The following is a 21,973-nucleotide window of genomic DNA, read 5'->3' on the forward strand; positions in this document are numbered from 1 at the left end:
CGGCGCCGCCATAGGGCCTTCGGGTGATGCAGCGCAACACGAACCGCGGTGATGGCTCACACTGCCAGCGTCGCCACCACCGGCACGTGGTCGGAAGGCCGGTCCCAGCCGCGGGCGTCGCGCAGCACTTTCACCTGCCGCATCGCCGGGGCAAGGGCCGGGCTCAGCCAGACATGGTCGAGGCGGCGGCCCTTGTCGGCGGCGTCCCAGTCGGGCGAGCGGTAGCTCCACCACGTGTAGAGCTTCTGCGGCTCGGGGGTGAGGGTGCGCATCATGTCGACCCAGCCGCCGGCGGTGGCGACCTCGGTGAGGCGGCGGCGCTCCAGCGGCGTGTGCGAGACGACCTTGGCGAGTTGCTTCGAGCTCCAGACGTCGTGCTCCAACGGGGCGATGTTGAGGTCGCCGACGAGGACGGCCTTCGAGGCGCCGCCGCCGACGCGCAGGGCGTCCCAGGCCTCCATCTCGTCGAGGAAGCCGAGCTTGTGGGCGAATTTCTCGTTGATGGCGGGATCCGGTTCGTCGCCGCCGGCGGGGACATAGAAATTGTGGATGCGGGTGCCGGCGCCCGGACCCTCGGCGAGCGTCACGGCGATGTGGCGGGCATCGTTCTTGTCGCAGAAGGCGCGGCGATCGATGTCCTTGAGGGCGAAGCGGGAGAAGACGGCGACGCCGTGATAGCCCTTCTGGCCATGGATGGCGGTGTGCTCGTAGCCCATGCGCTTGACGTCGGCGAGCGGGAACTGGCCGTCGATGCACTTGGTCTCCTGCAGGCAGAGCACGTCCGGCTGGTGTTCGGCGACGAAGCGGGCGACCGTCTCGATGCGCAGGCGCACGGAATTGATGTTCCAGGTGGCGATGGTCAGCGTCATGGTGTCGGTCCGGCCTCGTTCGGCGCGCACCATAGAAGCCGCGCCGGTGCCGGGATAGCTGCGCAAGGGGCGCTGTCCACCCGTTTCCGTCCGCTGCTGCCAAAGTTGGCTGCTGCCATGACGTGTGGAGCAGCGCCGCCACCTCTTGTCCGACGCGGGCTTTGATGGTCCAAGGGAGCCCGAGAGGGCGCTCCCGTCATGCCGACGCTGTTCCGTTTCATCACCATCCTGCTTGTGCTCGCCGGCCTCGGCTTTTCCGGCATGCTGGCGCTCGCCTATCTGGTCGACCCGGAGCCGCGCGAGATGAGCGTGCAGGTGCCGCCAGCCCGCCTCCAGCCGCGCCGCTAAGGCCATGGCCGGCGAGGTCGACCTCTTCCTCGACATGATGGCGGCAGAACGCGGCGCCGCCCGCAACACGCTCGAGGCCTATCGCCGGGACCTCGAGGATTATGACGGCTTCCTCGCGGCCGCGGGCGCGACGGCCAAGACGGTCACCACCGCGACCATCCGCGACTATCTCGCGGACTGTCGGGGACGGGGTCTCCAGACCGCCTCGGTCGCCCGCCGGCTCTCGGCGGTCCGGCAGTTCCATCGCTTCCTCTATGGCGAGGGCATCAGCACCGAGGATCCGGCGGCGGTGCTGGAGGGGCCGAAGCGCGGCCGGCCGCTGCCGAAGACGCTGGGGATGCAGGAGGTGGAAAAGCTCCTCGCCGTCTCCCGCGAGGGCATCGATGACGCCGCCCGCCCGGTCGGCGAGCGCCTCAGGGCCGCGCGGCTCGCCTGCCTGCTCGAACTCCTCTACGCCACGGGCCTGCGCGTCTCCGAGCTCATCGCCCTGCCGGTGGCGGCGGCGCGGCGCGACCAGCGCTTCCTCGTGGTGCGCGGCAAGGGCAACAAGGAGCGCATCGTGCCGCTCAATGCCGCGGCGACGGAGGCCATGGCGACCTATCTTGCCCTGCGGGAGGCGGCCGGCCTCGGTCCGTCGAAATGGCTGTTTCCCTCCTCCGGCGAGAGCGGCCACCTGACGCGCCAGCATGTCGGCCGGGAATTGAAGGCCATCGCCGGGGCGGCCGGCCTGCCGGCGGCCAAGGTCTCGCCGCACGTGCTGCGCCACGCCTTTGCCAGCCATCTGCTGCAGAACGGCGCGGACTTAAGGGCCGTGCAGCAACTTCTCGGCCATGCCGACATTGCGACGACACAGATCTACACCCATGTGCTGGACGAGCGGCTGAAGAGCCTCGTGCGCGACCTTCATCCGCTCTCGGGCGAGGACTAGGCGGTCCTCCGTCCTTGACTTGCCCCGTCCTGACGGGCATGTCGTCGCGCTTCATCGGGCCCTCCGGGGCCGTCCCCGGCCCTCACCGGCCGATGCACACGGGTTGTGGGCCGCACCTTGCCGATGCGCAGCTACCTCGATTTCGAAAAGCCGATCGCCGAGCTCGAATCCAAGGTCGAGGAGCTGCGCGAAGTCGCCGCCCGCGACGGCGGCGTCTCCATCACCGACGAGGTGACGCGGCTCGAGCAGAAGGCCGACCAGGCGCTGAAGGACCTCTATGCTGGGCTTACCCCCTGGCAGAAGACGCTCGTCGCCCGCCATCCCGGCCGCCCGCACACGCTCGACTACATCGCCTCCCTGCTGGAGGACTTCACCCCGCTCGCCGGCGACCGCGTCTTCGGCGAGGACGAGGCCATTGTCGGCGGCTTCGGCCGGTTCCGCGGCCAGAGCGTCTGTTTCATGGGCCATGAGCGCGGCGACACGACCGAGACCCGCATCCGGCACAATTTCGGCATGGCTCGCCCCGAGGGCTACCGCAAGGCGGTGCGCCTGATGGAGACCGCCGAGCGCTTCGGCATCCCCGTCATCTCCCTTGTCGACACGGCCGGTGCCTATCCCGGCATCGGCGCAGAGGAGCGCGGCCAGGCCGAGGCCATCGCCCGCTCCACCGATTGCGGCCTCCGGCTGGGCGTGCCGAACATTGCCATCGTCATCGGCGAGGGCGGCTCGGGCGGCGCCATCGCCATTGCCACCGCCAACAAGGTGATGATGCTGGAACACGCCATCTACAGCGTCATCTCGCCGGAGGGCGCCGCCTCGATCCTGTGGCGCGACACGTCGAAGGCGCAGGAAGCGGCCACCAACATGAAGATCACCGCGCAGGACCTGATGCGGTTCGGCGTGATCGACCAGATCATTCAGGAACCGGTGGGCGGCGCCCATCGCCAGCCGGAGGTCGCCATCACCCGCGTGGGCGATGCGATCGAACAGGCGCTCGGCGCGCTGGCCGGCCAGTCGCCTGAGGACATCCGCCGCCTGCGTCGCGAGAAATTCCTCGCCATCGGCCGGTCCCTCTGAGGCATGGCGACGCGGGCCGGGGCGCTCGCGCCTTGGTTCGGCCACCTTCCTTGCCGCATCTTCGCCCATCCGTGACGGGACGGGGAATTCGTTAACCCTCGGTCACGTTTTCGGCTGCTTGCAGTAACCGCGGGTTGACGCTATCGGTCGCTTTCAAGGGTCCGTTAAGGATCCACGGCGCCAAGCTGAACCGTTCGCGGGGCCTTTTTTCGACGCCCCTTTTCGGGAGCAGAGCATTGCATCAGTCGGCCGGTGATCACACGAAGGCAGCTGTCCGGCACGGCCGGACCCGCGGCTGGCGGGTCGTCGCGCTCGTCTCGATGGCCGCCCTGCTCGCCGCCTGCCAGGGCGAAACCGTCTCCCGCAACGACCCGAACCGCGGCAACCGCCCGCTGGCGCAGACCGTGGTGGAAGAGCTGAACGTGAAGGGCATGACGCGCACTTCGCCGGTGCTCATGCGCATCTTCAAGGAAGAGGCCGAGCTCGAGGTCTGGAAGCGCGACGCCACCGGCCGCTACGCGCTCTTCAAGACCTATCCGATCTGCAACTATTCCGGTGATCTCGGACCGAAGGTCCGTGAGGGCGACCGTCAGTCGCCCGAGGGCTTCTACCAGATCAATATGGGCCTGATGAACCCGCGGTCGTCCTACTACCTCGCGTTCAATATGGGCTTCCCCAACCAGTTCGACCGGTCCTACGGCCGCACCGGCTCGCACCTCATGGTGCACGGCGACTGCTCGTCGCGCGGCTGCTACGCCATGACCGACGAGGCCATCGCCGAGGTCTATGCGCTGGCCCGCGAGGCGCTTCAGGCCGGCCAGGACTCTTTCCAGGTGCAGGCCTATCCGTTCCGCATGACGCCGCGGAACCTCGCCCGCCACCGCAACAATCCAAACATGGCCTTCTGGAAGAATCTCAAGGAAGGCTACGACCATTTCGAGGTCACCCGGCAGGAGCCGCAGGTCGATGTCTGCGAGCGCCGCTACGTGTTCAACGCCGTCTCGCCGCAGTCGGTGCTGGCGCAGGCCGGCGGCACGGGCGAGACGCGGGAGATGATCGCCGCCAACGATCCGTGGGCCGGCACTCGCAGCGCGGGCACGTCGCGCGCCAATGTCTCGACCTCGGCTGCGCCGCGGACCCCCGTTCCGACCTCCGTCAACCAGCCGGTCACCACCATGGCGCCGGTCACGCGCGAGGCCCCGGCCCGCAACCTGCGCACGCGCTTCACTGCCGTCGGTGATGACACGTCGGCGCCGCGTCCGAACTTCCAGGCAGCCTCTGCCTGCCCGGCCTATGTGGTCCCGGCGCCGATCCGCCAGGCGGTTGCGGCGAAGAATGCCCGCGACATGGCCCAGATGGCGGCGCTCTCGCGCGAGGTCACCGCGGCTCCGGCGCGTTCCGGCATTGACGGCGGTACCCACCGCACCTTCGCCTCGCGCTTCACCGATCGGCAAATCCGCGTCGGCTCGTCCGAGCCGACCTTCTCGCTGGCGAGCCAGCAGAGCGAGCCGGTGACCCTGGTCTCGGCCAGGGCCTCCACGCCGGCCGCTGCGCCGACCGCAACGGCTCCGGCCCTTGCCGCCGCCGCCTCGACCCCCGTTGCCACCGCTCCGGCCCTCGCCTCCGCGTCCTCGACTCCCGTCACCTTGCCGGCGGCAGCCGCGCCGCAGCAGGGCGTTCCGGCCCTCGAGGCCTCGGTCGCCAGCGCCATCACCGCGCCGGTGCCGGTGCCCTCGCCGCTGCGCACCAGCGTTGCCGCCCGCTCCAGCGGGCCGGTCCAGGCGCCGACGGTCTCTGCCTTCGCGCCGGAACCGGCGCCCGCTCCCGCGCCGCAGGGCAACTGGCTGTCGCGCACCATGGGGTCCATCGGTCTCGGTCAGGCCCAGGGTCAGACGCCGGCGCCCTCCGACGCACCGCAGGTGGCCAACCAGGGCGGCGCCCGCAACTGATCGGGGGCGCGTCAGGCGGCGAGCGGATAGCTCTCCTCGACCAGGTAGGGCCCGCCGCCGACCGATTCCTTCGACGAGAACAGCACGAAGCTCGGCACGATGAAGGTGCGGCTGAGGAACAGGCCGCGCAGTGCGAGCCAGTCCGCCGCCGTGCGGGCGGTGGTGTCGCGGCCGAGCCGGGCCAGCGTGATGTGCGGAATGAACTTGCGCGTCTCGGGGGCGAGGCCGACGCGGCGCATGATGCGCTCATGTTCGGCCTGCAGCTCCATCAGCGGCTGGGTCTGCTTCACCGCCACGAAAAGCGAGCGCGGTCTGTCGCCGCCGAAGGCACCGAGCCCGGTCAGTGTCACCTCGATGGCGCGCCTGCGGACCGCATAGAGCAGGTCGGCGATCTCGTTGGCCGTGCGGTCATCGACGTCGCCGACAAAGCGGAGGGTGAGGTGGTAGTCTTCGGGCTCGATCCAGCGCGCCCCGAGCAACCCGCCGCGCAATCTCGCAAGATCATCGCCAATGGCCTCGGGCACTTCGAGACCGGTGAAGATGCGCGGCATGGCGACCTCCCTGCGCTCGGCATGGGGCCCTGCCGGGCCACCGTGCCAGGCCCTGCGCTCCGCATCTCCGCGAATCGCAGCCTTCAAGCCGATCGTGACGCTGGCCGCAGCCGATGTCACGCCGGTGACATGCGCGCCCTCCGACCGGATCAGGCGACCTTCAGGGCCGTCCAGTGGTCGAGGAAGGCGTCAAGCCAGAGACGAACGCCGGGGTCATAGAGGTAGCGTCCGTCGAAATGGTCCTGCCGCGGCCGCGCATTGGGCGAGGCCATGCGTTCATGCGCGCGCGTCGTCCAGCGGTTCATCATCCAGTGCGTCACCTCGGGGTGGAACTGGATGCCGTAGGCGCAGCGGCCGACGCGGATCGCCTGGTTGGCGAAGGTGTCGCCGGTGGCGAGCAATTCGGCCCCTGCCGGCACCTCGAAGCCCTCCCGATGCCACTGGTAGACGTGGTCGGGCCAGGGAAGCTCCTTGCAGGCCGTCTCGCTCGGATAGAGCGGGTAGTAGCCGACCTCGACATGACCCTCGGGGTGGAAACCGACCTTTGCGCCGAGATGGCGCGCCAGCATCTGGGCGCCGAGGCAGATGCCGAGATAGGGCAACTCATCCTTGAGGGCGAGGCCGATCCAGTCGGTCTCCGCCTTGACGAAATCGTCGGGGTCGTTGGCGCTCATCGGCCCGCCGAAGATCACCGCACCGGCATAGGGGGCGGTGTCGATGGGAAGCGGATCGCCGAAGCGGGGACGGCGCACATCGAGGCGGAAACCGCGCTCCTGCAGCAGGCGCCCGACGCGACCGGGCGTCGAATGCTCTTGGTGGAGGATGATGAGGATATCCTTGGGGCGCGAAGAGCGCGGTTGCCGGCGCCGGACGAGGGGCGTCGCCGGTCCGGAGATCCTCGCGTCGGATCGCATCAGGGCGCGGACGGACATGACGCTGAATCACCTTGGGGCCAGTCGGTGGAACCAAGTGTGATGAAACCTTGGGCTTGGTGAAAGATGGCTGAACAAATGGCAGATGTGCGTTGCACAACTGTCACATGAACCGCCTCAGCCGGCGATGGAATCAGCCTGCAATCGCCTTGGCGAGGATCGCGGCCTCGACGGGCTTCTGCAGAACCACGTCGAAGAGGCCGGGCAGCATATCGCCGGGATCGTCGCCGGAGAGCGCGACGAGGCGGGGATGGCGCGGATGCGACTTCATGGCGATGGCCACCGCCGCGCCGTCCATGTCTGGCATCCGCCGGTCGATGATGGCGACGTCGAACTCGCCGGCCGCAACTGCCTCGAGCGCGGCGTGGCCACCCTCGACGCTGGTCACCCGATGGCCGAGGGCGGTGGCGATGCGGCTCACCACCTCACGCGAATAGGCGTGGTCGTCGGCGATCAGAACGCTGAGCGACGGCCGGGCCGCGGGGCTCTTGGCACGGGACGGGGCGGACATGACGGGCATGCAGCGGTCTTAGCCGCCAATGGCGAAGAAATGGTTTATGGGGCCCTGATCGGACCCCGAACCACGGCCCATGATCGAGCTCATTCTCCTTGTCGCCCCTGTCTTCGGCCTCGTCGCGCTTGGCTATGCGGCCGGGCTCGCGGGGCTCATCGGCGAGCGCGCCAATGAGGGTCTGACCTCCTATCTCTTCGTCATCGGCGCCCCCGCGCTGATGTTCAAGCTGCTCACCGCGGCGGTGTTTCCCGGCGTGTTCCCCTGGGGCTACTGGATCGCCTACTATGTGGGGATGGCGGTGGTCTGGACGCTGGCCACCCTGCTCGCCGCTCGGCTCTTCCGCCGCAGCCATGGCGACGCGGTCATCGCCGGCCTGTCGACCGGCCAGGCCAACACCGTGCTCATCGGCATCCCGATCATCCTCAAGGCCTATGGCGAGGCGGCGGCCTTTCCCATCGCCATGCTGCTGGCGGTGAACCTGCCGATCACCATGAGCATTGCGACGCTGATGCTGGAGGGGACCCGTGCCGCCCGCGGGGGTGCGCTGTTCGCCAAGCTCGGCCGCGGCCTGGCGACGCACCCCCTGATCATCGCCATGGTCGCGGGCGTCGCCTGCCAGGCACTCGGCGTGAAGCCGTCGGGGGTGCCTGCCACGATGCTCGACATGGTCGCCGGCACGACCATTCCCCTCTCGCTCATCGCTCTCGGCCTGTCGCTCAAGACCTATGGCGTGCGCGCCGACGTGCCCGTGGCGCTGATGGTCTGCGTGCTGAGGCTGATCGTTCACCCCGCGATTGCCTTCGTGGTGGCCCATCATGTCTTCGGCTTGCCGCCGGCCTGGACCGGGACAGTGGTGCTCTTCGCCGCCATGCCGGCCGGCATCAACGCCTATCTTTTCGCCGCCCGCTACGGCCAGGGCGTCGGCATCGCCTCGACGGCGGTGGCCCTCTCCACCCTCCTGTCGGTGGCCACCTCGATCCTCTGGCTGAGGGTGCTCGGCATCGGCTGAACGACCGTTCATCGCCGGTTCACGCTGTCGCAACGTGAATAGGGCTGATTGCGTAGCTCCTCCGGATGGGGGACAGTGGCGCTCACGAAATCGTGTTCAGCCGTCGCGGGTGGCCCCAGCGTTGACCTCTTCTTCCCCCTCCCCAGCAGAAGGGCTCGACCGCAAGGTCTTCCGTGACTTCTTCGGCCTCGCGTCGGGGTGGTGGACGGGTGCTACTGCGAGCAGGGCGTGGTTCCTGACGGCGGCCCTCGCCCTCTGCCTGATCGTCAATGTCGGCATCAACTTCGCCGTCAACACCTGGAACCGGCGCTTCTTCGACGCGCTGGAGAATTCCGACACGACGACGGTGGTCTGGGCGGTGTTCGTCTTCCTCGGCCTCGTTGTCTGCGCCGCGGCGATCGGCGTCGGCATCGTGCTGTCGCGTGAGACGCTGCAGGTGCGCTGGCGCGAATGGCTCATCGGCTCGCTGATCGGCCGCTGGCTTTCTGGCCAGCGCTACTATCGCATGGGCCTCGCCCGCACCGAGCCGGCCAATCCCGAATATCGCATCGCCGATGACACGCGGCTCGCCACCGAGCCTATCGTTGACTTCGCCATCGGGCTCACCAGCTCCATCGTCTCGGCGCTGACCTTCGTTGGCGTACTCTGGGTGGTGGGCGGCTCGCTGACGGTCCAGGTCGGCTCCGGAACGTTCGTCATCCCCGGCTACATGGTGCTCGCCGCGATCATCTACGGCGTCGTCATGTCGACGCTGATGCTCTGGGTCGGCCACCGGCTCCCCGGCGCCGTGGCCCGGCGCAACGAGGCCGAAGCCAAGCTGCGCTTCGAGCTGACACGGCTGCGCGAGAATGCCGAGAGCGTCGCGCTCATCCGCGGCGAGGCCGACGAGCGGCGGGCGCTCGGCACGACCTATGCCGACCTCGTGCAGCGCTGGCTCGGCGTCGTGCGCCGCCATGGCCACATCACCTGGCTGACCAATGGCAGCGGCGTCTTCGTGCCGGTCCTGCCGCTGCTGCTCGCCGCGCCCAAATATCTCTCCGGCGAGTTCACCCTCGGCCAGGTGACGCAGCTCGCCGGCGCCTTCCTGCAGGTCCAGGTCGCCATCGCCTGGCTGGTCGACAATTTCCGCGCCATCGCCCAGTGCTACGCCTCGATGCAGCGCGTCACCGAACTCACCAACGCCATCGATGACATCGACCTCGACCGCACCGCGGGCCAGGCCGGTGGCGTCGTGGTGGAGCCGGGCCTCGGCGGGGTCGTGGCGCTCGCCGGTCTCACCATCTCCGACCGGACGGGGCGGGTGCTGATCGACCGGGCCGAGGCGCGGATCGAGCCGGGCGAGAAGGTCATGGTCTCCGGCGAGAGCGGCACCGGCAAGTCGATGCTGGTCCGCGCCCTCGCCGGTCTCTGGCCCTGGGGGAACGGCGCCATCGCCCTTCCTGCCGGCGGCAGCATCGCCTTCGTGCCGGAGCGGGCCTATCTGCCGGAGGGGAGCCTGCGCGGTGCCCTGCTCTATCCGGCGCAGAGCCTTGCCGTCGACGATGCCGTCCTGCGCGAGGCCTTGGTCGAGGCCGGGCTCGGCTATCTCGGCAACCGGCTCGATGATGTCGGCAGGTGGGACCAGACGCTCTCCAACGGCGAGCGGCAGCGCCTCGCCATCGCCCGGCTGCTGGTGCAGCGGCCGGATCTCGTCATCCTCGACGGCGCGACCAGCGCCCTCGACGAGGGCGGCGAGGCTCGGCTCATGGCGACGCTGGTCGGCGCGCTTGCCAGCTCGACGCTGATCAGCGTGGGACTGCGCCCGGGCCTCGAAGCCCTCCACGATCGCAAGCTCGTGCTCTCTCGCGCTGACGATGGCGCACGGCTCGCGTCCGTCCCCTTGCGGCCAAGGGTGGCGCAGGCGGCGGGCGCCTGAGATCTTTCATCACGCAGCGGCCGATGCCGCCCAATGAGGACCTGACACCATGTCACTGCACATCTGGGATCACTTCTGGGACCTGCGCGTCAAGGAGTGCCCCTGCGACGTCCATTTCTGCGACTGGCTGGACGACAATGACATCTCGCAGAAGGCGATCTTCCATTTCGGCACCGGCGGCCATCACATCCTCGGCCTGCACAATGTCGAGAAGGAGCGCAAGAACGCCATCCTCGGCATCACGGCCTCGCCGGGCGAGATCCGCACCTACGAGACGATGATCGTCGAGAATCCGGAGCTCGGCTGGGGCTACAAGGCCTTCTTCGGCGACATCTACCAGCTCGACGCGCGGCTCCTGCCGATGTTCGACATCGTCACGCTGTTCCATGTCGGCGAGTTCCGCACCGAGGCCAACGACGCCTATGGCGGGCTGACCGACTACCAGATGGTGAAGCTGCTGGTCGGCCAGACCAAGCCCGGCGGCACGGTCGCCTTCTATGCCGGCTCCTACGCCTACGACATCGCCAAGGTGCAGCACGACAAGATGGTCGAGGAGGGCCTCCTGACGCCCAAGGAGCCCTACAAGACCCTGCCGCTCTTCGAACGCACGGCAAAGCCGGTCTGAGCCAAGCCGCCTCCGGCTTGCCAATCGCGCCGGACGGGTCGATCATGACCTGACCGTGACACGAGCCGGAGCGCCGGCAGGAGCCTCATGTCCGATGTCGATACGAGTCAGGCCGGCACCGTCGTTCCGCTGAACGCCGGTGCCGCGCAGCCGAGAGTGTCGTTCGATCGCCGCGAACTGCAGCAGATCCTCCAGCTCTACGGCCGCATGGTCGCCGCGGGAGAATGGCGCGACTACGCGATGGATTTCCTGAAGACCAAGGCGGTCTTCGCCATCTTCCGCCGGTCCTCGGAAATGCCGCTCTACCGGGTCGAGAAGATGCCCGATGCCAAGCAGGGCCCCTATGCCGTGATCAACACGGCGGGCCTGGTGCTGAAGCGCGGCCACGACCTGAAGCGCGTGCTTGCCGTGCTGGAAAAGCCGCTGAAGGTGGTCCAGTAGCGGTTCCTCGTCCGTAGGGCAGATGGCCCGCCTGCGGGGCGGCCCTGCGCGGCCTCGCATTGACGCTGGTCGTCGCTCCGTGGTCTCATTGAAAGACCATTTCATCCAATGAAATGAACGCCCTGTCGGCGTTCCGAGCCAGGCTGTCAGGACCCATGTCGAGCTTCGCGCCGCTGCCCTATGCGACCATTCCCGCCGAGGACGAGAGCCTCCGGGCGGAGGTGAAGGCCTTCCTCGCGGAGGCGCTGGCCGGCATGCCGGCGGAGAAACGGGCGCGCTCCTGGGTCGGTGCCGATCCCGCCTTCAGCGGGGCGCTGGGGAAGCGTGGGTGGCTCGGGCTGAGCCTGCCGAAGCGCTATGGTGGCGCCGAGCGCGGCTTCTTCGCCCGCTTCGTCATCGCCGAGGAGCTGCTTGCCGCCGGCGCGCCGGTGGCCGCCCACTGGATCACCGACCGCCAGTCCGGTCCGCTGATCCTGCGCTACGGCACTGAGGCGCAGCGCCAGTTCTACCTGCCGAAGATCTGCGCTGGCGAGATCTTCTTCTGCATCGGCATGAGCGAGCCGAATTCGGGCTCCGATCTTGCCAGCGTCCGCACCCGCGCCGAGCGGCAGCCCGATGGGAGTTTCCGCCTCAATGGCCGGAAGATCTGGACCAGCAATGCCGCGGTCTGCGACTACATGATCGCGCTGGTGCGCACCTCCGGCGCGCCGGAGGACCGGCACAAGGGTCTCTCGCAGGTCATTATCCCCTTGAAGCAGGATGCCATCACCATCCGGCCGATCCGTGACCTTGCGGGCGATGCGCATTTCGCCGAGGTCACCTTCGACGACGTGATCTTGCCCGCCGATGCGCTGATCGGCGAGGAGGGCGCCGGCTGGGAGCAGGTCAATGCCGAGCTCGCCTTCGAGCGCTCCGGCCCTGAGCGCATCCTCTCCTCAATGGTGCTGGTTGACACCTGGCTCGCCTACCTCAAGACCCTGCGAAAGCTCTCGACCGACGACGTGATCCTCGTCGGGCGCCTCGCCGCCCATCTCGCCTCGCTCCGCGCCCTGTCGCTCAGCGTCACCGCAAGCCTTGCCGCCGGCGAGAGCCCGGTGGTGCATGCGGCTTTGTTGAAGGATCTCGGCACGACCTACGAGCAGATGATCCCGCAGGCCGTGGCCGCCGCCATTGCCGCCGATCCGGAGGGCGACCCGCCGGGCGAGCTGATGCGGACGCTGGCCTATACGATGGGCATGTCCCCCTCCTTCTCGCTGCGCGGCGGCACCCGCGAGATCCTCCGCGGCATGATCGCCCGCGGCATCGGCCTGCGCTGAGACATCCATGACCGACAGCCTCATCACCGAAACCGCCGACCGGCTGATGGCCGATCACGTGACGCCGGCCGCGGTGCGGGCGCTCGCTGCCGGGGGATCGCCCGCGGCGCTCTGGGCGGGCCTTGCCGAGTCGGGCTTCCTCGACGCGCTGGCCTCCGAGGATGTGGGCGGCGCCGGTCTCAGCGAGATGGACATGCTGCCGGTCCTGCTCGCCGCCGGCCGGCATGCCCTGCCACTGCCCTTCGGCGCGACCATTGCGGCGCGTGCGGCCATTGCCGCCGCTGGCGAGACGGCTCCCGAAGGGATCAGCGCCCTGGCGGCGTCCGGACGTCGCGAGGGCGGGCGCCTCATCGCGCAGGTCCCGGCCGGCGAGCATGCCGAGGCGGTCCTTGTGCCCGATGGGGACGGCGCGATCCTGCTCTCCGTCGCCAGCGCCACGGTCGAGGCCGCCGGCGACGGCACGGTCTGCCGCATGGTCTGGAACGGCGCCAACGGGCCCCGCATCGCCGGTTTCGATGTGCTCGCCACCGGCGCGCGGATCGAGGCGGCGGAGATGGCGGGGGCCATGGAGGCGATGCAGGTCACGACGCTGCGCTATGCCAATGACCGCTCGCAGTTCGGCCGCGCCATCGGCAAGTTCCAGGCGGTGCAGCAGCAGCTCTCTGTCATGACCGAACTCGTCCACGGCGCCCGCGCCGCGGTCCATGTCGCGGCTGCGGCGCCCGGCAGCCTCGAGGCCACGGCCGCCGCCAAGGTCACGGTGGGCGAGGCGGCCGCCCAGGTCGTCGCCATCGCCCATGCCGTCCATGGCGCCATTGGCATGACCGAGGAGCTCGACCTCCATCTCCTCTCCGAGCGCATCCGGCGCGGCCGGCTGCGTTACGGCTCCGAGCGGCACTGGGCGGAGAGGCTGGGACAGGCCGTGCTTGCGTCCGATCAGCCGACGCTGCTCGATTTCGTCAGGACGCGCGTCTTTCGCTGAACTGGCTCAGGCCGTCGTGAACGCAAGGCTGACCCGTGCCCTGTCGGTGGCGCCGGGGGCAAGGCGGCGCATGGAGGGCTTGTCCTGAAGCTCGCCGGTGAAGCCGACCGGATCGCCGTGGCCCGACCAGGCCTCAAGGCAGAGGAAGGGCGCGCCCGGCTTCGACCAGAGGGCGAGGTGCGGCAGCCCCTCGACATCCATGCGCAGGGAGCCGCCGGGGCTCTCAAGGGTCAAGGTGCGGCTGCGGGCAACGAGGAAGCAAAGCGCTTCCTGCGCGAACAGCGCATCGTCGAGCGCCAGGATCCGGCCGTCCAGGGGGATGGGCCGGCATTCGGTGGAGAACAGGCCGCCGGGAGCGATCACCGGCACAAAGGGCTCTTCCCGCTCCGCGAAGACGATGCGGTGACCGGCGCGGTCAGACCCCGTCAGCGGCCAGCGGAAGCCCGGATGGACGCCGAAGGCATAGGGCAGCGGCCGCTCGCCGGGATTGGTCACGGCGAGCTCGGTGACGAGCCCCCTGTCGGTAAGGCTGTGGGTGACCGTCAGGCGGAAGGCGAAGGGATAGGCCGCGCGGCTCTCTGCGTCGTCGGTGAGCTCCAGCGTGCAGGACTCGGCCGTCGCCGCGACGAGCGTGAAATCCCGGCTCGCCGCGAAGCCGTGGACGCCCATCGGCCGCTCCACGCCGTCGATGCGGATGCGACCGTCGCGGGCCCAGCCGACGATGGGAAAGAGGATCGGCGCATGCTGCCCCCACCAGACCGGATCGCCGGACCAGAGCAGGTCCTGTCCGCTGAAGCTCCAGGCCGTCAGTTCGGCCCCGCGCAGGGCGATGGTGGCGCGCTGGTCGCCGCGGGTGAGCGTGATCGTCATGGCCCGTGCGTGCCGCATCGAAGGGATCGCGGCAAGCCCCTGTTGACTTGCCCGACTACCATACTAGCTTGCGGCGGCTCGCCGGATGCGAGGCCGTGCAGGAGATGCGGCCGCCGGCGCGGGAGGCATCATGATCCCTTCGAGGCTGCCGGCGCCGTCGAGCCGCATCTGCGCACCCGACCGGCTCATGCCGCTGGATGCGACCGCCCGCGCCATTGCCCGGCGGCTCTACGACTCGGTTGCGACCCTGCCGATCGTCTCGCCGCATGGCCATACCGATCCGCGCTGGTTCGCCGAGAACGCCGCCTTTCCCGATCCGGCGACGCTCTTCGTGGTTCCTGACCACTATGTCTTCCGCATGCTCTATTCGCAGGGCGTGCGGATGGAGGATCTCGGCGTTCCGACCCGCGACGGCACGCCCGTCGAGACGGATCCGCGCACCATCTGGCGGCGTTTCGCCGCGCATTACCACCTCTTCCGTGGCACGCCGACGCGGCTGTGGCTCGACCATGCCTTCGCCGCCCTGTTCGGCCTCGACGAGCGGCTCTCGGCTGCCGATGCCGATGCCGCCTTCGACCGGATCGATGCGGCGCTGAAGCTGCCGGCCTACCGGCCGCGGGCGCTTTTCGAGACCTTCGGCATCGAGGTCATTGCCACGACGGAAGGCGCGCTCGACGATCTCAAGTGGCATGCCGCGCTCGCTGCCTCCGGCTGGACGGGCCGCGTCGTCACCACCTACCGGCCGGACGCGGTGGTCGATCCGGATTTCGAGGGGTTCAGGGCCAATCTCGCGAAGCTTGGCGGCATCACCGGCGAGGATACGGCGACCTGGAGCGGGTATCTTGCCGCGCATCGCAAGCGGCGGGCCTTCTTCAAGGCCCATGGCGCCACGGCCTCGGACCACGGCCATCCCACGGCCACCACGGCAAACCTGTCGCGGACCGAAGCGGAGGCCCTGTTCGCGAGAGTCATCGCCGGCCCCGTGACGGCGACCGAAGCCGATCTCTTCCGCGGCCAGATGCTGACCGAGATGGCGAAGATGAGCCTCGACGACGGGCTCGTGCTTCAGATCCATCCCGGGTCGCGGCGCAACCACAATGCCGGCATCTTCGCCCGCTTCGGCCGCGACATGGGCGCCGACATTCCGGGGCCGACCGATTACGTGTCGGCGCTGAAGCCGCTACTGGATGCGGTCGGCAACGAGCCGTCGCTGACGATCATCCTCTTCACGCTGGACGAGACGGCCTATTCGCGCGAGCTCGCCCCGCTTGCCGGGCACTATCCGGCACTGCGGCTCGGTCCGCCCTGGTGGTTCTTCGATTCGGTCGAGGGCATGAAGCGCTTCAAGCAACAGGCCATCGAGACGGCGGGCTTTTCCAACACGGTCGGCTTCAACGACGACACCCGCGCCTTCCCGTCCATCCCCGCGCGGCACGACGTGGCGCGGCGGGTCGACTGCGCGCATCTCGCCGAGTTGGTCTGCGACGGACGGCTCGACGAGGACGAGGCGCAGGAGCTGGCGGTGGACCTCGCCTACGGGCTGGCGAAGGCGGCCTATCGGTTGTGACCGCTCAGAACGTCGTCCGCGAGCGGATGGCCGCCGAGATCGTGCCCTCGTCGAGATAGTCCAGCTCGCCGCCGACCGGCACGCCATGGGCGAGGCGCGTCACCGAGACGCCGGTATTGGCCAGGAGATCGGTGACGTAATGCGCCGTGGTCTGGCCGTCGACCGTGGCGTTGACCGCGAGAATGACCTCGCGCACGCCGCCCTCGCGCACGCGGGTGACCAGGCTCTCGATGTTGAGGTCCTGCGGGCCGACGCCGTCGAGCGGCGAGAGCGTGCCGCCGAGCACATGGTACCTGGCATTGATCGCTCCGGCGCGCTCCAGCGCCCAGAGGTCGGAGACGTCCTCGACCACGATGATGACGCCGCCGTCACGGCGCGGATCGCAGCAGATGGTGCAGGGGTCGGACGTATCGACATTGCCGCAGGTGCGGCAGATGACGATCTTCTCCAGCGCCTCGCCCATGGCCGCGGTGAGCGGCTGCATCAGGCTCTCGCGCTTCTTGACCAGATGCAGCGCCGCGCGCCGCGCCGACCGTGGCCCGAGGCCCGGCAGCTTGGCGAGGAGCTGGATCAGCCGCTCGATCTCGGGGCCCGCGACCCGCTTGGACATACTGATGCCGCCTCAGGTCAGAACGGCAGCTTCATGCCGGGCGGCAGCGGCAGGCCGCCGGTGACGCCCTTCATCTTCTCCTGCATGACGACCTCGGCCTTGCGGCGCGCATCCGCATGGGCGGCAACGATGAGATCCTCGACGATCTCCTTCTCGTCCGCCTTGAGCAGCGAGGGATCCACCGAGACGCTCTTCAGGTCGCCCTTCACGGTGAGGCTGACGGTGACCATGCCGCCGCCGGCGGTGCCCTGCACCTCCGTTCGCTCCATGTCGGCCTGGGCCTCCTGGAGCTTGGCCTGCATGGCCTGCGCCTGTTTCATCAGGCCCATGATGTCCTTCATCGCGGCAATCCTTCCCGAACTTCAGAAATCGTCGTCCCAGGGGTCGACCGGCTCCCAGCCGCCATCGCCGTAGCCCTCGTCGTCTTCGCCGGCCGATGCGACGGCGGCGGCCACGGCCGGGCTTGCCTCGGCTTCGGCGGCACCCTCCAGCGGGCGCACGGCGACGATCTCCGCGCCGGGGAACTTCGCCAGCACGGCCTGTACGGTGGGGTGGGCGAGGACGCCGCGCTCGCGGTCGGCCTGCTCGGCGGCGAGGCGCTCGCGCACCGTCTGTTCGCCTTGCTCAGACGAGATCGTCACCACCCAGCGGCGACCGGTCCAGTCGGTGAGCTTCTTCTGCAGGTCGCCGGCAAGCGTCGGTGCGGCGGAGCGCGTCGGGCGGAAGTCGAGGCGGCCGTCCTCGCAGCGTACGACATGCATGTCGCCCTCGAGCTGCTGCTTGAGGCGCACGTCGCGCTTCTCGGCGGCGAGCTTGATGATGTCGGCGAAGGTCGCGAGCACGACATGCGGCTGCGCTGCGGGGGTGGCTTGCGCCTGCTCGCGCATGGCGACCGGCGCGCCCTCGGGTCGGGCGACGGTGGCAAGGCGCGGCGCCGGTGCCGCCATGGCCTGCGCCGAGGCGCCGCCGCCACCACCGCCGCCGGAGGGCAGGCGGGGCGCTGTGCCCGCACCCACCGCGCCGGAGCCGTCGGCGAGCATGCGCAAGGCTTCATCCGGGGTCGGCAGGTCGGCGGCATAGGCGATGCGCACCAGCACCATGTCGGCGGAGGCGAGCGGCTTCGGCGAGCGCGCCACCTCCTCGATGCCCTTCATCAGCATCTGCCAGGCGCGGGCGAGGACGCGGTGCGACAGGCGGGCGGCGAAATCGCGGCCGCGGCTGCGCTCGGTCTCGGAGAAGGCGACGTCGTCGGCGGCAGCGGGCGCCACCTTGATGCGGGTGACGAAATGGACGAATTCGGCAAGCTCGCCGAGCACGATCTCCGGGTCCGCCCCGTCGTCGTACTGGCTCTTGAACTCCGCCATGGCGGCGGCCACGTCGCCCTTCATCAGGTGCTCGAAGAGGTCGATGATGCGGGTGCGGTCGGCAAGGCCGAGCATCCGCCGCACGTTCTCCGCCGTCACCGTGCCGGCGCCATGGGCGATGGCCTGGTCCAGCATGGAGAGGCTGTCGCGCACCGAGCCCTCGCCGGCGCGGGCGATGAGGCCGAGCGCATCGGCCTCCACCGTCACGCCCTCGCGGGCGCAGATGCCAGAGAGGTGGTTCACCAGCACGTCGGCCTCGACGCGGCGCAGGTCGAAGCGCTGGCAGCGGGAGAGCACGGTCACCGGAACCTTGCGGATCTCGGTGGTGGCGAACATGAACTTCACATGGGCCGGCGGCTCTTCCAGCGTCTTGAGAAAGGCGTTCCACGCCTTCTCCGAGAGCATGTGGACCTCGTCGACGATGTAGACCTTGTAGCGGGCCGAGACCGGCGCATAGCGCGCGCCATCGGTGATCTGGCGCACGTCGTCGATGCCGGTATGGGAGGCCGCGTCGATCTCCATCACGTCGACGTGGCGGCCCTCCATGATCGCCTGGCAATGGGTGCCCGGCCGGTCGAGATGGATGGAGGGGCGGTCGACCTCGCCGGGCAGCTCATAGTTGAGGGCGCGGGCGAGGATGCGGGCGGTGGTGGTCTTGCCGACGCCGCGCACGCCGGTGAACAGGTAAGCCTGGGCGATGCGGCCGGTGTCGAAGGCGTTCGACAGGGTGCGGACCATGGCCTCCTGGCCGATCAGGTCGGCGAAGCTCTGCGGCCGGTACTTGCGGGCAAGGACGCGGTAGGGCGCCGCGGCGGCCGCTGGCTCCGGCGTCCCGAGAGCGAACCCGGGTTCGGTCTCGGGCGAGGAATCCATGAGGGGCCTGCTCGGGCGGTTCGCGAACGGGGCCAGTCTCGCGCGCGCCGCGCGCGGCGGCAACCCTCCGCTGGGGAAGACTGGACGGGGATTGAGTGGGAGGCTGACACGCGACCCGAAACGGGCTCGTTACGGCTGCTTCCTTCCGGACCTGACCGGGTTGGCGAGAGTCTCGTCCACCGCCAACCTCCCGAGGGCTATATGGAGCGAAGCGGGTCCGGACGCAAGCGGCGCGGGGACGCGGGGGCGTCACAGCGGCGACGAAGGGCGCTATAGGTTTGCAATCGACAGGGACACCTCATGACCACCGCCTTCAGCCTCGATTCCCGCCTCGCCGCCGACACGGTCCAGGTCGCCGACCTCCCGCTCTCAGCGCTGCGGCTGATGAACGATGCCAGCTATCCTTGGCTGATCCTCGTTCCTCGCCGCGAGGGCATCACCGAAATCGTCGACCTCGACCCCGCCGACCGGGCACAGCTCGTCGAGGAGATCGCCACGGTCTCCGGCCTGCTGCGCGACATGACCCGCTGCGACAAGCTCAATGTCGGCGCGCTCGGCAACATGGTGCCGCAGCTCCATGTCCATGTGATCGGCCGGTTCAACGGTGACCCTGCCTGGCCGGGCCCGGTCTGGGGCAAGCTGCCGCCCCGTCCCTATGCGGAGGCGCCGCGCGAGGGCTTCGTCGCCGCGCTGCAGGCAAGGCTGTCGGCCTGATGGGCGCGTTGCTCGCCGGCCATGGCCGTGCGAGCGTCTGCGCCCTCGTTGCCGGAAAGCCTGACCCATGTCCGATGCCCTGCCGCCGCTCCCCCCGATCACGCTCGGCTATACCGAGAACGAGCTCGACCGGATGAGCGCCAAGCGCGGCGACGACACCTGGCTCGCCGCCACCTTCGCCGATCCGCGCAGCCGCCTCTATGTCTTCGCCGGCGAGACGCCGATCCTGAGGCGCACCGAGCACGGCGGCGACCCGCTGTTCACGGCTGACGAGGCCAAGGCCTTCGGCGAGCCGCTGGAGACGATCTTCCTCGGCCTCGCCAGCGGTGCGCCGCGCTTCGCGCGCCTCGTCCCCGCCCTCGCCAAGCCCGATCCCAACGCCTATCGCATCGCCGAGATCACAGTGGACGACCCGACGCTGCTCGTCACCGACATGCGCACCATCGCCATGAACGGCGTCGTGGCCCCGCACCATCTCGGCCCGATGGCGCAGGGCAAGTCGGCGCTGCACTGGCATTCCACCCATCGCTATTGCGGCAAGTGCGGCGCCGAGAGCCGCCTGAGCCAGGCCGGCTGGCGGCGCGACTGCCCCTCCTGCGGGGCTCAGCATTTTCCGCGCACCGACCCGGTCGTCATCATGCTGGCGACAGACGGCGACCGCTGCCTCATGGGCCGCCAGCGCCGCTTCCCGCCGGGGATGTATTCGGCGCTTGCCGGCTTCCTCGAGCCGGGCGAGACGGTGGCCGACGCCGTGCGCCGCGAGATCATGGAGGAGGCGGGGGTTCGGATCGGCAAGGTCACCTATCTCTGCGACCAGCCCTGGCCTTTCCCGGCCTCGCTGATGATCGGCTGCCTTGCCGAGGCGACGAGCCGCGACATCGAGATCGACACGGAAGAGCTCGAGGACGCCCGCTGGTTCAGCCGCGAGGATTGCTGGCTGATGCTGGCGAAGCAGCATCCGGCGCGGCTCTCCTGCCCGCCGCCGCTCGCCATCGCGCACCACCTGATCCGGGCGTTCGTGGACGGCAAGACGGGTTGAGGCGTTCCGGCGCGGGCAGGGTTACCCCAGCCGCGTCTTCACCAGCGCGATGGCCTCGGCGGCGGCGGTGCCTGTCGGCTGCGGCAGCCAGAGGCAGCTGATCGTCCAGGGCGGCAGGTCCTCGGCCTCGACCAGCGGAAGGACCGTCGCCCCCGCGACCGTGACGCGCTTCGCCACGATCGACGGCACCAGCGCCGAGCCGAGGCCGAGCGCCACCATGGCGACGACGCCCGCCCAGCTCTCCGCCACCTGCGCCAGCTGCGGCAGGGCGCCCGTCGCCTGCAGCGCGGCGAGCACGCCGTCATGGGCGAGGGCCGCCCGCTCGCGGTCCAGCATGACGAGGGGCTTGCGCGCGAGATTGGACAGGCTGGCGGTCTTCCTCAGGCGCGCCTCGGCATCCGGCACCACCGCAGACCAGCGCGATGTCGCGACCTGCCGGTGCTGGATGCGCGGATGGGCAGGCAGCGGCGGCGCGGCGAAGACCAGCACGACCTCGCCCTCGGCGAGCGCCGCCATCTGCCTGTCGAGTGGCGCATGAAGAAGCCGGGGCTGGAAGCCCGCCTCGATCCAGGCGGGATCGGCGAAGAGTTCCATGAGCGGCCCGATCATGGCGTCGTCGGTGACGCCGATGCCGATGGTGGCGGCGCGCTCGCCGACATCGCGGGCGAGACGGGCGGCGCGGGCTGCCGCAGCGAGGGAGAGCCGCGCCTCGGCGATGAAGACCTCGCCGGGCCGGGTGAGGCTCACCGCCTTGCCGCCATGGTCGAAGAGGACGACGCCGATCTCGCGCTCCAGCTGGGCGATGCGGGCGGCGGCCGTGCGCTTGCCGATGCCGAGCGTCGCGCCGGCCGCGCCGAGATCGCCGGTGTCGGCCAGGGCGATGGCCAGGGCCAGCGACTCGGCAGGGAGCGGTGCACCGGCCTGCGGCGTGTCAGCCATGGCGATCCGCCCTGCCGGCCGCGGCGGCGAGCACCGCCGCATCGGTCCAGCCATAGGTGCGCGTCGGCGATTTCCAGATCGGGCCGGGATCGACCTGGGCAGAGAGGAAACCCGCCCCCAGTCGCCGGTAGAAGGCCTCGGCGGGGTCGTTGCCGACGGCGACGTCCAGCCGGACCTCGCGGACGCCCTTGGCGGCAAGGTCATCGGCGAGGGTCGCCATCATGGCGAGGCCGAGGCCGCGCCCCTGGAAGCGTTTCAGCAGGTAGACCGCCTTGATCCAGCCGATGGGCGAGGGGCCGCGCCGGTCGATGCCGTTGGAGCCGAAGCCGACCGGTTCTCCGTCCTGGTCGATGACAAAGGCCGCGGCATCCGGCTGCGGTTCGGCGAAGAAGCGCCGCCACTGGGCGGTGCGGCGCTCGAGGTTCAGGCCCTCGAAGACCTCCGGCGGGGCAATGCCGCGATAGGTCTCGTCATAGGCGGCGACGTGGATCGCCGCGATCGCCTCTGCATCCGCCGCCGTTGCGCGCCGGATGGCCATGGC

At 69.6% G+C, this 21,973-nt stretch carries 23 protein-coding genes and 1 other RNA gene; 13 read left to right on the forward strand and 11 right to left on the reverse strand.

Annotated features, from left to right (window positions below):
* Positions 1-56: 56 nt before the first annotated feature.
* Entirely contained in the window at positions 57-869 is an 813-nt protein-coding gene (gene xth, locus O9344_RS17775; protein ID WP_298480521.1) for an exodeoxyribonuclease III, read from the reverse strand.
* A gap of 198 nt (positions 870-1,067) precedes the next feature.
* Here xth and O9344_RS17780 point away from each other — a divergent pair, with 198 nt between their 5' ends.
* From O9344_RS17780 to O9344_RS17795, 4 genes are all read left to right on the forward strand, one after another.
* Positions 1,068-1,217 (forward strand): histidine kinase, encoded by a 150-nt coding sequence (locus tag O9344_RS17780; protein ID WP_298480524.1) that lies wholly within the window; start codon positions 1,068-1,070, stop codon positions 1,215-1,217.
* 4 nt (positions 1,218-1,221) lie between these two features.
* Positions 1,222-2,145: a site-specific tyrosine recombinase XerD gene (locus O9344_RS17785; RefSeq protein WP_298480527.1), complete on the forward strand. Its 924-nt coding sequence runs from the start codon at positions 1,222-1,224 to the stop codon at positions 2,143-2,145.
* A gap of 123 nt (positions 2,146-2,268) precedes the next feature.
* Positions 2,269-3,222, forward strand: a complete 954-nt coding sequence (locus tag O9344_RS17790) for an acetyl-CoA carboxylase carboxyltransferase subunit alpha (RefSeq protein ID WP_298480529.1) — start codon at positions 2,269-2,271, stop codon at positions 3,220-3,222.
* A gap of 236 nt (positions 3,223-3,458) precedes the next feature.
* Positions 3,459-5,171: a L,D-transpeptidase family protein gene (locus tag O9344_RS17795; RefSeq protein ID WP_298480531.1), complete on the forward strand. Its 1,713-nt coding sequence runs from the start codon at positions 3,459-3,461 to the stop codon at positions 5,169-5,171.
* Between the two features lie 11 nt (positions 5,172-5,182).
* Here O9344_RS17795 and thpR read toward each other — a convergent pair whose 3' ends face one another.
* The 3 genes from thpR to O9344_RS17810 all read right to left on the reverse strand — a co-directional run bounded on the left by thpR (position 5,183) and on the right by O9344_RS17810 (position 7,174).
* Positions 5,183-5,722 carry an RNA 2',3'-cyclic phosphodiesterase gene (gene thpR, locus O9344_RS17800; RefSeq protein ID WP_298480534.1) on the reverse strand — a complete coding sequence of 180 codons (540 nt, stop codon included), beginning with the start codon at positions 5,720-5,722 and terminating at the stop codon, positions 5,183-5,185.
* A 149-nt stretch (positions 5,723-5,871) separates the two neighbouring features.
* Positions 5,872-6,654 carry a glutamine amidotransferase gene (locus O9344_RS17805; protein ID WP_298480536.1) on the reverse strand — a complete coding sequence of 261 codons (783 nt, stop codon included), beginning with the start codon at positions 6,652-6,654 and terminating at the stop codon, positions 5,872-5,874.
* A gap of 133 nt (positions 6,655-6,787) precedes the next feature.
* Positions 6,788-7,174: a response regulator gene (locus O9344_RS17810; protein ID WP_298480539.1), complete on the reverse strand. Its 387-nt coding sequence runs from the start codon at positions 7,172-7,174 to the stop codon at positions 6,788-6,790.
* 70 nt (positions 7,175-7,244) lie between these two features.
* On the opposite strand from O9344_RS17810, the gene O9344_RS17815 reads away from it, so the two are divergent.
* From O9344_RS17815 to O9344_RS17840, 6 genes are all read left to right on the forward strand, one after another.
* A complete protein-coding gene (locus tag O9344_RS17815) occupies positions 7,245-8,177 on the forward strand; it encodes an AEC family transporter (RefSeq protein ID WP_298480542.1) in 933 nt (310 codons plus the stop codon).
* Between the two features lie 121 nt (positions 8,178-8,298).
* Positions 8,299-10,092: an ABC transporter ATP-binding protein/permease gene (locus O9344_RS17820; RefSeq protein WP_298480545.1), complete on the forward strand. Its 1,794-nt coding sequence runs from the start codon at positions 8,299-8,301 to the stop codon at positions 10,090-10,092.
* Between the two features lie 49 nt (positions 10,093-10,141).
* On the forward strand, positions 10,142-10,717 hold the full coding sequence (locus O9344_RS17825; RefSeq protein WP_298480547.1) for a hypothetical protein: 576 nt from the start codon (positions 10,142-10,144) through the stop codon (positions 10,715-10,717).
* 87 nt (positions 10,718-10,804) lie between these two features.
* On the forward strand, positions 10,805-11,158 hold the full coding sequence (locus tag O9344_RS17830; RefSeq protein ID WP_298480550.1) for a DUF2794 domain-containing protein: 354 nt from the start codon (positions 10,805-10,807) through the stop codon (positions 11,156-11,158).
* Positions 11,159-11,313: 155 nt separating this feature from the next.
* Positions 11,314-12,474: an acyl-CoA dehydrogenase family protein gene (locus tag O9344_RS17835; RefSeq protein WP_298480553.1), complete on the forward strand. Its 1,161-nt coding sequence runs from the start codon at positions 11,314-11,316 to the stop codon at positions 12,472-12,474.
* A 7-nt stretch (positions 12,475-12,481) separates the two neighbouring features.
* A complete protein-coding gene (locus O9344_RS17840) occupies positions 12,482-13,456 on the forward strand; it encodes an acyl-CoA dehydrogenase family protein (protein WP_298480556.1) in 975 nt (324 codons plus the stop codon).
* 6 nt (positions 13,457-13,462) lie between these two features.
* On the opposite strand, the gene O9344_RS17845 is transcribed toward O9344_RS17840, so the two are convergent.
* Entirely contained in the window at positions 13,463-14,326 is an 864-nt protein-coding gene (locus O9344_RS17845; RefSeq protein ID WP_298480559.1) for an aldose 1-epimerase family protein, read from the reverse strand.
* A 130-nt stretch (positions 14,327-14,456) separates the two neighbouring features.
* On the opposite strand from O9344_RS17845, the gene uxaC reads away from it, so the two are divergent.
* Positions 14,457-15,893 (forward strand): glucuronate isomerase, encoded by a 1,437-nt coding sequence (gene uxaC, locus O9344_RS17850; RefSeq protein WP_298480562.1) that lies wholly within the window; start codon positions 14,457-14,459, stop codon positions 15,891-15,893.
* Positions 15,894-15,897: 4 nt separating this feature from the next.
* Here the strand turns inward: uxaC and recR are convergent, their stop codons facing one another.
* The 4 genes from recR to ffs form a co-directional block, all read right to left on the reverse strand.
* Positions 15,898-16,503, reverse strand: a complete 606-nt coding sequence (recR, locus tag O9344_RS17855; protein WP_298480565.1) for a recombination mediator RecR — start codon at positions 16,501-16,503, stop codon at positions 15,898-15,900.
* Between the two features lie 17 nt (positions 16,504-16,520).
* Positions 16,521-16,844 (reverse strand): YbaB/EbfC family nucleoid-associated protein, encoded by a 324-nt coding sequence (locus tag O9344_RS17860; RefSeq protein ID WP_298480568.1) that lies wholly within the window; start codon positions 16,842-16,844, stop codon positions 16,521-16,523.
* A gap of 21 nt (positions 16,845-16,865) precedes the next feature.
* Positions 16,866-18,740 carry a DNA polymerase III subunit gamma/tau gene (locus O9344_RS17865; RefSeq protein WP_298480571.1) on the reverse strand — a complete coding sequence of 625 codons (1,875 nt, stop codon included), beginning with the start codon at positions 18,738-18,740 and terminating at the stop codon, positions 16,866-16,868.
* Between the two features lie 94 nt (positions 18,741-18,834).
* Positions 18,835-18,932: signal recognition particle sRNA small type (ffs, locus tag O9344_RS17870), an RNA gene on the reverse strand.
* Positions 18,933-19,040: 108 nt separating this feature from the next.
* Here ffs and O9344_RS17875 point away from each other — a divergent pair.
* Both O9344_RS17875 and nudC read left to right on the forward strand, forming a co-directional pair.
* A complete protein-coding gene (locus O9344_RS17875; RefSeq protein WP_298480574.1) occupies positions 19,041-19,454 on the forward strand; it encodes an HIT family protein in 414 nt (137 codons plus the stop codon).
* A 67-nt stretch (positions 19,455-19,521) separates the two neighbouring features.
* Positions 19,522-20,493: an NAD(+) diphosphatase gene (gene nudC / locus O9344_RS17880; protein ID WP_298480577.1), complete on the forward strand. Its 972-nt coding sequence runs from the start codon at positions 19,522-19,524 to the stop codon at positions 20,491-20,493.
* A 21-nt stretch (positions 20,494-20,514) separates the two neighbouring features.
* Here nudC and O9344_RS17885 read toward each other — a convergent pair whose 3' ends face one another.
* Positions 20,515-21,432, reverse strand: a complete 918-nt coding sequence (locus tag O9344_RS17885; RefSeq protein WP_298480579.1) for a LysR family transcriptional regulator — start codon at positions 21,430-21,432, stop codon at positions 20,515-20,517.
* Positions 21,425-21,970, reverse strand: coding sequence for a GNAT family N-acetyltransferase (locus O9344_RS17890; RefSeq protein WP_298480582.1), 546 nt, complete (start codon positions 21,968-21,970; stop codon positions 21,425-21,427). The genes O9344_RS17885 and O9344_RS17890 overlap by 8 nt, the downstream gene beginning before the upstream one ends.
* Positions 21,971-21,973 lie beyond the last annotated feature (3 nt).

Source organism: Phreatobacter sp. (assembly GCF_027532945.1).
Taxonomy (GTDB): domain Bacteria; phylum Pseudomonadota; class Alphaproteobacteria; order Rhizobiales; family Phreatobacteraceae; genus Phreatobacter.